Here is a 13,595-nt window from a genome sequence, read left to right as displayed (position 1 = left end):
CCTCGGAAACGGGGGTGGCGGACGGCGGGCGGAGATGCGGCGGAAGGGTCACTTGCCGAAGGCGGTCACTTGCCGAAGGCGAGCATCAACTTCTCCTTCGCCTCGTCGTTGCCGGTCAGCCGGGTCGAGGAGAGGTAGAAGCGGCCGTCCACCCAGTCGAAGGCCTTCGAGTAGAAGCCGTTCTCGATCTCGGCGGTGCTCTGCGGGTTCTGCAGCAGCTTGACCGGCTTGTGGCCGGAACCGCTCGTCGGGATCGCCACGACCTGACCGCCCGCGTCGTAGGACGGCTCCACGTACGCGATGAGCTTGCCGCCCTCGACCTTCATCGGCAGCATCGACTCGTCCGCCGGGGACTTGACGCGCCACTTCTCCTTGCCGTTCGCGAGGTTTATCGCCACCACCTCGTTCGCCCCGGTGGTCGCCTCCGTGGGCAGGTACAGGGTGTTGCCGTCGACGGCCACGCCCTGGCAGCCCTGCAGGTCACGCTGGAGGATGGCCCAGCCGCACTCGGGGGCGAAGTCCTCGTCGAAGCCCACCTGCGAGCGGAACTTGCCGCTGGAGGTGAAGGCGGCGATGTTCCACGCCTTCTTGTCCTTGTTCGTGCTGTAGACGACCAGCGGGTCGAGGGAGTACGTGCGCGCGATCGTCCAGCCCTTGTCGAACTTCTGCGTCCACTTCGCCTTGCCCGTGGCCGGGTCGAGCTCCTGGATCTCGTCGTGCTCGTTCGACCCGGTGGCGTCGCAGGACGCGACGGAGATCAGCTTGCTGCCGCCGGCGAAGGCGGTCGGGAAGCAGGACTCGCCGTACTTCGTCTTCTCGTACAGCTTCTTGCCGGTCGCGAGGTCGTAGGCCACCCCGGACTGCGAGCGGCCCACCATCAGCGTGTTCCCGGTGATGGACATGCTGATGGTGATCGCGCTGTCGAACAGCGCGCCGTCGCCGATCTTGGTGCTCCAGCCCTTCTTGCCGGTGTTCAGGTCGAGTTGCTGGAGCTGGTTGCACTTGGCGCGGTCGCTGGTGCCGCTCTCGTACGCCACGACGATCTTGTCGTCGGCCGACTTCTGCGGGGTGACGGCGCAGACCTTCTGCGGGAGGGTGATCGGGTCCCAGGCGGGATTGCCGTCGCCGACGTTGTACGCGGTGACCTGCTTGTAGGCCGCCTTCACCGCCGCCTTGTCGGTGATCCACATGCCGGGGGCGTCGGCGCCGGAACCGGGCGCGTCCGGGGCCTCCTTGTACCAGAGCACCTTCGCCTCACCGGCCTGGCGGCCGGCGTTGAAGTTCTCCGGGTCCGCACCGCCGTCGCCGCTGCCGTCACCGGGGTTGACCGGGGCGGAGACGGACGCGGACGCCTTGGGATCGTCGCTCTTCTGCGCGACCGGCTTGCCGTCGCCGTCGTCGCCCCCGCTGGTGAGGGCGAAGACGGTGCCGCCGATCACGGCCAGCGCGGCCACCGCCGCGGCGACGACGAGGGCGGGCCTGCCCTTGAAGGGGTTGCCGGAGCCGGAGCCGGGCGGCGGGGTGCCGGGCGCGCCGGGGTACTGCGGCTGCGGGTAGCCGTATCCGGGCTGCTGGCCGTACGGCCCCGGCTGCTGCGGCTGACCGTACGGGCCGGACTGACCGGGCCGGCCGTACGGGCCCTGTGCGTACGGGCCCTGCGCGTACGGACCGGGCTGCGGCTGGCCGTAGGGGCCGGCGGCGGGCTGCTGGCCGTACGGGCCGGGCTGCTGCGGGGGTTGGGGGGCCTGGGGGGCCTGGGGGGCCTGGGGGTAGCCGTAGCCGGGCTGGGGCGGGCCGGACGGCGGGGTCTGCGGGGGCGGCGGGGTCTGCGGAGCCCCGAAGCCGCCCTGCGGCTGCTGCGGCGGCTGGTCCTGCGGTGCTCCGAAACCGCCGGGCTGCGGCGGCTGGTTGGGCGGCTGAGTCATCAGCGCCTCTCCCCCTCGTTCACTGATTTTTAGCCAGGCCCTGCGGCACGTGACGGACCCAGAGTCGTACTCAGACAGTTCTCAGACGGCCCTTTGTATCACCCTGCACCGACAGCGAAGGGGGCCGTGTCCTCCCCTGTTCCCAAGGGAGGACCGGCCCGTGATGCCCTCGTTACGCGCCTTCACGGCCCCTTCACTCGGCGCGCGCGGCGCCTTCGCGTGGGCCCGGTGCGGCGCGGATTCCTAAGCGTCTTCCGCCAGTTCCAGCCAGCGCAGCTCCAGCTCCTCGCGCTGGCCGGCCAGGTCCCGCAGTTCGGCGTCGAGTTCGGCGACCTTCCCGAAGTCGGTCGCGTGCTCGGCGATCTGGGCGTGCAGCTTGCTCTCGCGCTCGGAGACCTTGTCCAACTGCCGCTCGATCTTCTGCAGTTCCTTCTTCGCCGCCCGCTGGTCGGCGGCGCTCCGCTGGGGGGCTCCGGCGTCGTCGGCGGGCTTCTCGGTGACCGGCGCCGAGGCGGCCGCCGCTTCCTCCATGCGGTGGCGGCGCTCCAGGTACTCGTCGATGCCGCGCGGCAGCATCCGCAGCGTGGCGTCGCCGAGCAGCGCGAACACCCGGTCCGTGGTGCGCTCGATGAAGAACCGGTCGTGCGAGATGACGATCATCGAGCCGGGCCAGCCGTCGAGGACGTCCTCCAGCTGGTTGAGCGTCTCGATGTCGAGGTCGTTGGTGGGCTCGTCGAGGAAGAGCACGTTGGGCTCGTCCATGAGCAGGCGGAGCAGCTGCAGGCGGCGGCGTTCACCGCCGGACAGGTCGCCGACGGGCGTCCACTGCTTCTCCTTGTTGAAGCCGAACGTCTCGCACAGCTGCCCGGCCGTCATCTCCCGTCCCTTGCCGAGGTCGACGCGCTCGCGCACCCGCTGCACGGCCTCCAGCACGCGCAGGTTGGGGTCGAGTTCGCCCACCTCCTGCGAGAGGTAGGCCAGCTTGACGGTCTTGCCGACGGCGATCCGGCCGCCCGCGGGCTGCGCCTCGCCCTCCGTCCGCGCCGCTTCGGCCATCGCCCGCAGCAGGGAGGTCTTCCCGGCGCCGTTGACGCCGACCAGGCCGATGCGGTCGCCGGGTCCGAGCTGCCAGGTGACCTGCTTGAGCAGCACCTTCGGGCCGGCCTGCACGGTGACGTCCTCGAGGTCGAAGACCGTCTTGCCGAGCCGCGAGGAGGCGAACTTCATCAGCTCGCTGCTGTCGCGCGGCGGCGGTACGTCCTTGATGAGCTCGTTGGCCGCCTCGACCCGGAAGCGGGGCTTGGAGGTGCGGGCGGGCGCGCCGCGCCGCAGCCAGGCCAGCTCCTTGCGGACCAGGTTCTGCCGCTTGACCTCCTCGGTCGCGGCGATGCGCTCGCGCTCGGCGCGCGCGAAGACGTAGTCGGAGTAGCCGCCCTCGTACTCGTACACGGTCCCGCGCTGCACGTCCCACATGCGCGTGCAGACCTGGTCGAGGAACCAGCGGTCGTGGGTGACGCACACGAGGGCGGAACGCCGCTCGCGCAGGTGGCGCGCCAGCCAGGCGATGCCCTCGACGTCGAGGTGGTTCGTCGGCTCGTCCAGGACGATCAGGTCCTGCTCGTCGATGAGCAGCTTGGCGAGCGCGATACGGCGCCGCTCGCCGCCGGAGAGCGGGCCGATGACGGTGTCCAGTCCCTGCGGGAACCCCGGCAGGTCGAGGCCGCCGAACAGCCCCGTCAGCACATCCCGGATCTTCGCGTTCCCGGCCCACTCGTGGTCGGCCAGGTCCCGGATGACCTCGTGGCGGACGGTGGCGGCCGGGTCGAGGGAGTCGTGCTGGGTCAGCACGCCGAGCCGGAGCCCGCCGGAGTGCGTGACCCTTCCGGTGTCGGTCTCCTCCAGCTTGGCCAGCATCCGGATCAGGGTGGTCTTGCCGTCGCCGTTGCGGCCGACGACACCGATGCGGTCCCCTTCGGAGACGCCGAGGGAGACGCCGTCGAGGAGGGCACGGGTGCCGTACACCTTGCTGACGTTCTCGACATTGACCAGGTTGACGGCCATTTCTCTCCTGCCCGGGGGGATCGGTCAGCCTCCCAGCCTAATGTGCGCCGGCCGGTGGGCGGTCGCGGCGGTCACTGCACTGCCCTGGGCACCGTCCGGCGCACGACTTGACTTCAGGCCCGGCGCCTACGACTCCGCTTCACGCCCGGCGTGCGCTGCCTCGCCTCACGCCTGGCGGGCACCACTCCACCTCACACCCGGCGCGCACACTTCGTCCCGCGCCCAGCGCGCACCACTTCGCCTCGCGCTCGGCGCCCGGCACCCGGCACCCGGCACGCGGCACGCGGCGCACGCGACTCCGTGTCACGCCTGGGCGTGCTGCTCCGCTGCACGCCCAGGCGTGCGCTGCCGCGCCCCCGGCCCGGCGTGCACCACTCCGCGTCGCGCCCGGCGCGCACGCTTCGTCCCGCGCCCGGCGTCCGCTGCTTCGCTTCGCGCCAGGCCTGCGCCTGCACTCCCGCGCCGGGCGGGACGGCGTTCGTCACGCGCCGGCGTGCACGCTCTCGTCGCGCGCCGCGCCGAGCACCGTAGCGCCGGGCGCCGGTCCCGACGCCGTACGCACCGTTCGGCACGTGCCCGAGGCGTGCAGGGCCTGCGCCACCGCGGCCGCCGACCGGGGGTCGCGGGCGAGGAACGCCGTGGTCGGGCCCGAGCCCGAGACCAGCGCGGCCAGCGCGCCCGCGGCGCGGCCGGCGGCGAGGGTGGCGGCGAGTTCGGGGAAGAGCGAGAGGGCGGCGGGCTGCAGGTCGTTGGAGACGGCGGCGGCGAGCGCGTCGGGGTCGCCCGACGCGAGGGCGTCGAGCAGTTCCCGGGAGGCGACCGGGGCGGGGATCTCGACGCCCTCGCCCAGCCGGTCGAACTCGCGGAAGACGGCCGGCGTCGACAGCCCGCGCGCGGCCATCGCGAACACCCAGTGGAAGGTGCCGCCGACCTCGAGGAGCTCCAGTTTCTCGCCCCGCCCGGTGCCGAGCGCCGCCCCGCCGACCAGGCTGAACGGCACGTCGCTGCCCAGTTCGGCGCAGATGTCGAGGAGTTCCTCGCGCGAGGCGCCGGTGCCCCACAGCGCGTCGCACGCCGCCAGCGCGCCCGCGCCGTCCGCGCTGCCGCCCGCCATGCCGCCGGCCACCGGGATGTCCTTGGCGATGTGGATGTGCACGTCGGGACGGAGCCCGTACCGCGCAGCGAGAGCCTCGGCCGCGCGCGCCGCCAGGTTCGTGCGGTCGAGGGGGACCTGGTCGGCGTCCGGGCCGTCGCAGGTGACGCGGAGTTCCTCGGCCGGGGTGACCGTGACCTCGTCGTACAGGCCGACCGCGAGGAAGACGTTGGCCAGGTCGTGATACCCGTCGGGGCGGGCGGCGCCCACCGCGAGCTGGACGTTGACCTTGGCGGGCACGCGTACGGTGACGCTCACTGCTGACCGGGCTCCTTGTTCTCGGCGGACTGAGCTGGGCGGACTCGGCGGACTGGGCGAGCTGAGCCGAGCGGACTCGGCGGGCTGGGCCGGGCGGATCCGGCGGCCGGGGCCGAAGCCGGCCGGCGGGTCATGCGGGCCGGCGGTGCTCGGCGATGCGCGCGAACTCCTCGACGGCCAGGGCCTCTCCGCGCGCCTGCGGCGACACCCCGGCGGCGACCAGGGCCGCCTCGGCGGCGGCGGCCGATCCGGCCCACCCGGCGAGCGCGGCCCGCAGTGTCTTGCGCCGCTGCGCGAACGCGGCGTCGACGACGGCGAACACCTCGGCCTTCGAGGCGGTGGTCTTGACCGGCTCGGCCCGGCGGACGAGCGAGACCAGCCCGCTGTCGACGTTCGGAGCGGGCCAGAAGACGTTGCGGCCGATGGCACCGGCCCGCTTGACGTCGGCGTACCAGTTGGCCTTCACGGACGGGACGCCGTAGACCTTCGAGCCGGGGGCGGCGGCGAGGCGGTCGGCGACCTCCGCCTGGACCATGACGAGGGTGCGCTCGATGCTCGGGAAGGTGTCGAGCATGTGCAGCAGGACGGGCACGGCGACGTTGTACGGGAGGTTCGCGACCAGCGCGGTCGGCGGCGGGCCCGGCAGTTCGGTCACCTGCATCGCGTCGGAGTGGACCAGCGCGAAGCGGTCGGCGCGCTGCGGCATGCGGGCCACGACGGTGGCGGGCAGGGCGGCGGCCAGCACGTCGTCGATCTCGACGGCGATGACGCGGTCGGCGGCTTCCAGCAGCGCGAGGGTGAGGGAGCCGAGCCCCGGGCCGACCTCCACCACCACGTCGTCCGGGCGGACCTCGGCGGTGCGGACGATGCGGCGGACCGTGTTCGCGTCGATCACGAAGTTCTGGCCGCGCTGCTTGGTGGGGCGCACTCCGAGGGCGGCCGCCAGTTCGCGGACGTCGGCGGGGCCCAGGAGGGCGTCGGGGGTGGGGCTGCTCACGGCGACAAGGGTACGGGGCGCCGGAGCGGCCCCGCTCACCCGTGCGCCCGCGCCCGCCCGCGCCCCCTGGTGCGGCGCGGGCGCCCCGGCTACGCGGGGTCGCACACCGTGGGCGCGTACCCGAACGCGCGCGCGGTGTTCGCGGCGAGTGCCGTGGCCAGCGCGTCCTCGTCGATGCCGCGCACGGCGGCCATGGCGCGCACGGTGACCGGCACGAGATACGGGGCATTGGGCCGGCCGCGGTAGGGCGCCGGCGTCAGGAAGGGCGCGTCCGTCTCCACCAGCAGCAGTTCGAGGGGGGCCACCGCCAGGGCGTCCCGCAGGGCTTGGGCGTTCTTGAAGGTGACGTTGCCGGCGAAGGACATGAAGTACCCGGCGGCGGCGCACACCTCGGCCATCTCGGCGTCCCCGGAGTAGCAGTGGAACACCGTCCGCTCCGGCGCGCCCTCCTCCTTCAGCACGCGCAGCACGTCGGCGTGGGCGTCGCGGTCGTGGATGACGAGGGCCTTGCCGTGCCGCTTGGCGATCTCGATGTGGGCGCGGAAGGAGCGCTCCTGCGCCTCCTTGCCCTCGGGCCCGGTGCGGAAGTAGTCGAGCCCGGTCTCACCGACGCCCTTGACCTGCGGCAACGCGGCCAGCCGGTCGATCTCGGCGAGGGCCTCGTCGAGGCCGGCGTTCCCACCCGGCTCCCGCGCTCCCTGCCTGGACCAGCCGTCGGGGTCGCCGTGCACGATGCGCGGGGCCTCGTTGGGGTGCAGGGCGACGGCCGCGTGGACGGCGTCGTACGCGGCGGCCGTCTCGGCGGCCCACCGCGAGCCGCTTACGTCGCACCCCACCTGGACGACCGTCGTCACGCCCACCGAGGCGGCCTTCGCGAGGGCCTCCTCCACCGTGCCGGACTGCATGTCGAGATGGGTGTGGGAGTCGGCCACCGGCACCCGGAGGGGTTCCGGGAGCGGTGGCGCCGCGTGCTTGTCGCGGGAACCGGAGGCGTTCGAAGGCATGCCCCGATCCTACGGAAGGGGCATGCCGCCTCAGCGGGTGATCAGCTCGCCCTGCGGTGGAAGGGGTGCAGGAGATCGGACAGCTGCCAGTGACGACGTTCCCCGGCCCCCGCGCCCCCGGCGGCCGCCACGGCCTCGGCGGCCCTTGCCGCCGCCACGGATGCCTGCGCGGCCTGCGCGGCCTCCGCGACCGGCACCCGCGGCGCCTCCACCGGCCCGGCCTGCGGCACCGTACGGTGCCGGTGCACCGCGTCGCGCACCGAGGAGACCTGGCCGGCCCGCATGATCCGGACGACGTGGCTGTCGCAGTTGAAGCACGTCGGCCTGCTCAACGGCGACGGCACCACCTCGCCGTCGGCGACGTACATGACGAACTCCTGGCCGTCGGCGTCGGTGTGGTGCTCTATCTCGTACGACTGCTCCCAGCCCTGCCCGCAGCGCATGCAGGCGAAGGAATAGGCCTCGTGCACGACGGCGGTCGCCGCGCGGCGGAAACCGGTCTGCCCTGCGATCTCGCTCATGCCAGCTCCTCTGGTCCGCTGGACACAGGGACGGGTGCGTCCCTGCCACCAGTGGACGCTTCTACCGGCGCGAATGCATCAGGCCTGCCGAGTGTTGGATCCGATTTGGACACTGCTTGCCGAAACGGTCCCGCTCGCCCGGTCTGGCTTTCCCTCCACGATAGCCCTTTTGCCTGCCCGTGGGGCGCCCGCTCAGTAGAGATGCGCCCTGCTCAGAGGGGGTGCGGAAGGTCTCAGGGAGCACTCTGGGAAGCCGCGTTCTTCGCCGCCACAACGGCGTCGAAGACCTCCCGTTTGGGCAGCCCGGCCTCCGCCGCCACCGCCGCGATGGCCTCCTTGCGCCGTTCCCCCGCCTCCTCCCGCACCCGCACCCGGCGCACCAGCTCCGCGGCGTCGAGTTCCCCGGGCGCCTGCTCCGGAGCGCCCTCGACGACGACCGTGATCTCGCCCCGCACGCCCTCGGCAGCCCAGGCGGCGAGCTCCCCCAGACCGCCGCGCCTGACCTCCTCGTACGTCTTGGTCAGCTCCCGGCAGACGGCGGCCCGGCGCTCGGCGCCGAAGACCTCCGCCATGGCGGCGAGGGTGTCGTCGAGCCGGTGCGGGGCCTCGAAGTAGACGAGCGTGCGCCGCTCCCCGGCCGCCTCGCGCAGCCGCGTGAGCCGCTCGCCGGCCTTGCGCGGCAGGAACCCCTCGAAGCAGAACCGGTCGACGGGCAGCCCGGACAGGGCGAGCGCGGTGAGCACGGCGGACGGGCCGGGCACGGCGGTGACCCGGACGTCCTTCTCGACGGCCGCCGCGACCAGCCGGTAGCCGGGGTCGGACACCGACGGCATGCCGGCGTCGGTCACCAGCAGCACGCGCGCGCCGTTCACCAGTTCCTCGACCAGTTCGGGGGTGCGGGCGGACTCGTTGCCCTCGAAGTACGACACCACCCGCCCCCGGGGGGTGACGCCCAGCGCGTGCGTCAGCCGCCGCAGCCGCCGGGTGTCCTCGGCGGCGACGACGTCGGCCGCCGCCAGTTCCTGCGCGAGCCGGGGCGGCGCGTCCGCGACGTCGCCGATGGGGGTACCGGCCAAGACAAGGGTTCCAGTCACGCCACCATCCTCCCAGTGCCCCGCGGAACGGGACGCATCCGCACCGGTACCGGCCATGCACGGGACTCACACAGCGCGGTTCCCTACGATGGCGCGGTGACCAGTACCGCGTCCTCCACGGACACCCGGCAGGGCCAGTCCCCGCACGACCCGCGGCTGTCCTGGCAGCAGCGGCTGCGCCGCTTCGGCTACCGGGCGGGGCCCACAGGCGGCGACGTGCGCGAGCGCCTGGTGCCCCCGTACGCCGAGCCCGCCCCGCGTCTGTGGCAGGTCCTCGGTGTGCCCCCGACGCTCGCCGACCGGTTCACACGCTGGTCGGGATGGGGCGGCCCGCTGCTGGTCACGCTGTTCGCGGGCCTGATGCGCTTCTGGAACCTGGGCAGCCCGAAGGCGGTGATATTCGACGAGACGTACTACGCCAAGGACGCCTGGGCGCTCGTCCACCGCGGCTACGAGGTCAACTGGGACAAGCTGGGCAAGAACGCCAACGACCTGATCCTGGCGAAGAACGGGCACGTCACGATCCCGTCGGACGCGGCGTACGTGGTACATCCGCCGGTCGGCAAGTACGTCATCGGGCTGGGCGAGCTGATCTTCGGGTTCGACCCGTTCGGCTGGCGGTTCATGACCGCGCTGCTGGGCACGCTGTCGGTGCTGATGCTGTGCCGCATCGGGCGCCGGCTGTTCCGCTCCACCTTCCTCGGCTGCCTCGCGGGCGCGCTGATGGCCGTGGACGGGCTGCACTTCGTGATGAGCCGCACCTCGCTGCTCGACGGGGTGCTGATGTTCTTCGTGCTGGCCGCGTTCGGCTGCCTGCTGATCGACCGCGACAAGGCGCGCGCGAAACTCGCCGCCGCGCTCCCGGTGGGCCCCGACGGCCGGGTCCGCCCGGACGCGGACGTGGCGGGAGGCCTGAGCATGCTGTGGCGGCCGTGGCGCTGGCTGGCCGGCCTGATGCTGGGCCTGGCCATCGGCACCAAGTGGAACGGCCTGTACGTCATGGTGGCGTTCTGCGTGATGAGCGTGCTGTGGGACGTCGGCTCCCGCAGGGTGGCCGGCGCCCGCCACCCGCACACGGCGGTGCTCAAGCACGACGTGGGCCTGGCCTTCCTCGCCACGGTGCCGGTCGCGCTGGTGACGTACCTGGTCTCGTGGACCGGCTGGATCCTCTCCCCGACGGACGGCTCCGGCGGCTACTTCCGCAACTGGGCCGCGACCGACGGCAAGGGCGGCGACTGGACCTGGCTGTTCCCGGACTGGTGGCGCAGCCTGTGGCACTACGAGCACGAGGTCTACAAGTTCCACGTCGGCCTGTCCTCGCCGCACACCTACCAGTCCAACCCGTGGAGCTGGATCGTCGACGGCCGCCCGGTGTCGTACTTCTACGAGTCGCCCTCACCCGGCACGGACGGCTGCCCCGTCGACGCGGGCGAGAAGTGCGCGCGCGAGGTGCTGGCGCTCGGCACGCCGCTGCTGTGGTGGGCGGCCGCCTTCGCCGTCGTCTACGTCCTGTGGCGCTGGCTGCTGCGCCGCGACTGGCGGGCCGGCGCCATCGCCTGCGGCGTCGCGGCCGGCTACCTCCCCTGGTTCCTGTACCAGGAGCGGACGATCTTCTTCTTCTACGCCGTCGTCTTCGTGCCGTTCCTGTGCCTGGCGGTGGCGATGCTGCTCGGCGCGATCGTCGGACCGCCCGGAGCCGGCGACACCCGCCGGGTGGCCGGGGCCACCGGCGCGGGCGTGCTGGTGCTGCTGATCGCCTGGAACTTCATCTACTTCTGGCCCCTGTACACCGGCACCGCCATCCCGATCGACGACTGGCGGTCGCGGATGTGGCTGGATACCTGGGTGTAGCGGGCCCGGCCCGGCGGTCTTCGGACAACAAGGGAAACTCCCCTCACAGCCGCCTCTCACGCTGCTTACCCTGCGGGCATCCGACGGCTTCGCCCGCTCCTGCAACACGGCCTTCGTGAAGTACGCGGACGAGGTGGAGGCGGACTCCCTCACCGAGGAGGCCCAGAACCGGTTCGGGCTCGGCCGGGACGACTGGAAGACCGGCATCCCGTCCTTCGACGGCTCCGTCCCCGCCTCCGGCGGCCCGGACACCGCGGCGAACCTGATCGGCCAGGGCCAGGTGCAGATGAGCCCGCTGAACCTGGCGTCGGTGACGGCGACCGCGACGACGGGCGTCTTCCGGCAGCCCGTGATCGTCCCGCGCAGCCTCGACGACCGGGAACTGGCCACCGCGCGGGGGCTGCCGGCGAGTACCGTGCAGCAGCTGCGCGCCATGATGAACCGCACCGCGACCAGCGGCACCGCGGCCGGCGTGATGGCCGGTCTGAGCGGCAGCATCGGCGCCAAGACCGGCTCCGCCGAGGTCGACGGGCAGGCGAAATCCGACAGCTGGTTCACCGGATACCGCGACGACGTCGCCGCGGCGGCCATGACCCAGGACGGCGGTCACGGCATCGACGCCGCCGGTCCGATTGTCGCAGCTGTGCTACGGACCGGCGGCTGACGTCACTCCGTGCGGGCGGGACTTTAGGGTGGTGCAGTCGTTGGGACTGACGAGGGCAACGGGGACCCTGGGGAAACGCGGAGGAACGCAGGCTGTGGGCAAGAGAAGGCGCGTCGCCGAGCGACGGAAGACGGGGCCCGCCGTGGTCGGCGGGATGATCGCCGTGGTCGTCGGCGGCGCCGGCTTCGGCGTCTACGCGCTGTACGGCGGCGGTGCCGCGGCCGACGACCGGACGGCCCCGACGTCCGCCACCGCCGGGCACGCGAAGAAGACCGGCCCGCTGTCCGCCGCCGAGGTCACCTCCGCCGCCGAGCGGTTCCTCACCGCCTGGCAGAAGGGCAAGGCCACCGCCGCCGCGGCCGCCACGGACGCGGCCGACACGGACCACTCGGCGGCGGCCGCCGCCCTGCTGGCCGGTTACACCAAGGACGCGCACATCAAAGACGTCGCGCTCACCGCGGGTGCCCGCACCGGCGCCAAGGTCCCCTTCTCCGTCAAGGGCACGGTGTCGTACAAGGGCGCGAGCAAGCCGCTGGCCTACGACAGTTCGCTGACGGTGGTGCGGCGCGCCTCCGACGGCGAGCCGGTCGTCGACTGGCGGCCGTCCGTCGTCCACCCCGACCTGAAGGACGGCGACAGACTGGTCACCGGCGCCGCCGGCACGCCCCCGGTGAAGGCCTACGACCGTGCCGGCGGCGAGCTGACCACGGCCAAGTACCCGTCGCTGGGCCCGGTCCTGGACGGGCTGCGCGAGAAGTACGGCAAGACCGCCGGCGGCCGGGCGGGCGTGGAGCTGCGCGTGCTGCGCGGCAAGGCGTCGCAGAAGGCGAAGCTGTCCGACAAGACGCTGCTGGAGCTGAGCAAGGGCACGCCGGGTTCGGTGAAGACGACGCTGAGCCCGGCGCTGCAGGCGGTGGCCGAGCAGAAGGTGGCGGCACGCGCGCGTGCGTCGGTCGTGGTGCTGCGTCACTCGACGGGTGAGGTCCTCGCCGTGGCGAACTCCTCGCACGGCTTCAACGCGGCCTTCCAGGGCTCGCTGGCACCCGGCTCCACCATGAAGATCATCACGTCGTCGCTGCTGATCGAGAAGGGTCTGGCGTCGGCGGACAAGGTGCACCCCTGCCCGAAGACGGTGACCTACGGCGGCTGGAAGTTCCACAACGACGACGACTTCTCGATCAAGGGCGGCACGTTCAAGGCGAGCTTCGCCCGCTCCTGCAACACGGCCTTCATCAGCCAGGCCAAGAAGCTCGAGAACGACGACCTGACCAAGCAGGCCCAGCAGGTCTTCGGCCTGTCGATGAACAACTGGGCGATCGGCGTCCCGACCTTCGACGGCTCGGTGCCGGTGCAGTCGGCGGCGCCGATGGCGGCGTCGCTGATCGGGCAGGGCGGGGTGCGCATGAACCCGCTGAACATGGCGTCGGTGGCCGCGACGGTGAAGTCGGGCACGTTCCACCAGCCCTACCTGGTCTCCCCGGCGGTGGACCACCGCAAGACGGCGACCGCCTCGCGCACCCTGTCGGCGTCCACGCTCTCGCAGCTGCGCGAGCTGATGCGGTACACGGCCGCGTACGGCACGGCCGCCGAGGCCATGGCCGGGCTCGGCCCCGACTACGGCGCCAAGACCGGCTCCGCGGAGGTCGACGGGCAGAAGAAGCCGAACGGCTGGTTCACGGCGTACCGCGGCGACCTCGCGGCGGCGGGCGTGGTGCAGGCGGGCGGGCACGGCGGCGACACGGCGGGGCCGATCGTGGCGGCGCTGCTGAAGGCAGGCGGCTGACGGCCGTCGGCGTCGTCGTCGGCTGACGGCAGGCGGCGGCGTCGTCGGCTGACGGCAGGCGATCGCCGACTGACGGGCTCACGGCTGAAGGCAGGCAGCTGACCGCTGACGGCTGACCGCTGACGGCTGACGGCTGACGGCAGGGTCGAGGGCGGCGAGCAGGCCGCCCCGGTCGGTCGGGGGGGGGGGGGGGCGCCGGCCGCCCCCCCCCCCCCCCCCCCCCCGGGCGGCGGCGCCGCCGCCCACGAGCACCACACACAAAACAGCCACAACACCCCCCCACG

Annotated in this window: 9 protein-coding genes and 1 pseudogene; 3 read left to right on the top strand and 7 right to left on the bottom strand. The window is 72.9% G+C overall.

Going from position 1 to position 13,595, the window contains the following annotated elements; translation table 11 throughout:
* Positions 1-65: 65 nt before the first annotated feature.
* From ACH4ZX_RS21055 to rsmI, 7 genes are all read right to left on the bottom strand, one after another.
* Positions 66-1,925 carry a PQQ-binding-like beta-propeller repeat protein gene (locus tag ACH4ZX_RS21055; RefSeq protein WP_398274682.1) on the bottom strand — a complete coding sequence of 620 codons (1,860 nt, stop codon included), beginning with the start codon at positions 1,923-1,925 and terminating at the stop codon, positions 66-68.
* Between the two features lie 243 nt (positions 1,926-2,168).
* Positions 2,169-3,986 carry an ABC-F family ATP-binding cassette domain-containing protein gene (locus ACH4ZX_RS21050; protein ID WP_398274679.1) on the bottom strand — a complete coding sequence of 606 codons (1,818 nt, stop codon included), beginning with the start codon at positions 3,984-3,986 and terminating at the stop codon, positions 2,169-2,171.
* A gap of 481 nt (positions 3,987-4,467) precedes the next feature.
* Positions 4,468-5,397 carry a 4-(cytidine 5'-diphospho)-2-C-methyl-D-erythritol kinase gene (locus ACH4ZX_RS21045; protein WP_398274676.1) on the bottom strand — a complete coding sequence of 310 codons (930 nt, stop codon included), beginning with the start codon at positions 5,395-5,397 and terminating at the stop codon, positions 4,468-4,470.
* A 130-nt stretch (positions 5,398-5,527) separates the two neighbouring features.
* A complete protein-coding gene (gene rsmA / locus ACH4ZX_RS21040) occupies positions 5,528-6,394 on the bottom strand; it encodes a 16S rRNA (adenine(1518)-N(6)/adenine(1519)-N(6))-dimethyltransferase RsmA (protein WP_398274674.1) in 867 nt (288 codons plus the stop codon).
* A gap of 89 nt (positions 6,395-6,483) precedes the next feature.
* Entirely contained in the window at positions 6,484-7,398 is a 915-nt protein-coding gene (locus ACH4ZX_RS21035) for a TatD family hydrolase (protein WP_398274671.1), read from the bottom strand.
* Positions 7,399-7,439: 41 nt separating this feature from the next.
* Positions 7,440-7,919, bottom strand: a complete 480-nt coding sequence (locus ACH4ZX_RS21030; RefSeq protein WP_398274668.1) for a hypothetical protein — start codon at positions 7,917-7,919, stop codon at positions 7,440-7,442.
* A 233-nt stretch (positions 7,920-8,152) separates the two neighbouring features.
* Positions 8,153-9,013 carry a 16S rRNA (cytidine(1402)-2'-O)-methyltransferase gene (rsmI, locus tag ACH4ZX_RS21025; protein ID WP_398274665.1) on the bottom strand — a complete coding sequence of 287 codons (861 nt, stop codon included), beginning with the start codon at positions 9,011-9,013 and terminating at the stop codon, positions 8,153-8,155.
* A gap of 96 nt (positions 9,014-9,109) precedes the next feature.
* Here rsmI and ACH4ZX_RS21020 point away from each other — a divergent pair, with 96 nt between their 5' ends.
* From ACH4ZX_RS21020 to ACH4ZX_RS21010, 3 genes and pseudogenes are all read left to right on the top strand, one after another.
* Complete coding sequence (locus tag ACH4ZX_RS21020; protein WP_398274662.1) at positions 9,110-10,864, top strand: dolichyl-phosphate-mannose--protein mannosyltransferase; 1,755 nt, start codon at positions 9,110-9,112, stop codon at positions 10,862-10,864.
* Positions 10,865-10,943: 79 nt separating this feature from the next.
* Positions 10,944-11,528 (top strand): annotated as a pseudogene (locus ACH4ZX_RS21015) (penicillin-binding transpeptidase domain-containing protein); the annotation flags it as partial.
* A 94-nt stretch (positions 11,529-11,622) separates the two neighbouring features.
* Positions 11,623-13,311: a penicillin-binding transpeptidase domain-containing protein gene (locus tag ACH4ZX_RS21010; protein WP_398274659.1), complete on the top strand. Its 1,689-nt coding sequence runs from the start codon at positions 11,623-11,625 to the stop codon at positions 13,309-13,311.
* Positions 13,312-13,595: the final 284 nt, after the last annotated feature.

Origin of the sequence: Streptomyces sp. NPDC020490 (assembly GCF_044335305.1) — a bacterium.
Taxonomy (GTDB): domain Bacteria; phylum Actinomycetota; class Actinomycetes; order Streptomycetales; family Streptomycetaceae; genus Streptomyces.
The sequence above is the reverse complement of the archived record's forward strand: the minus strand, read 5'-3'. Positions and strand labels throughout refer to the sequence as shown.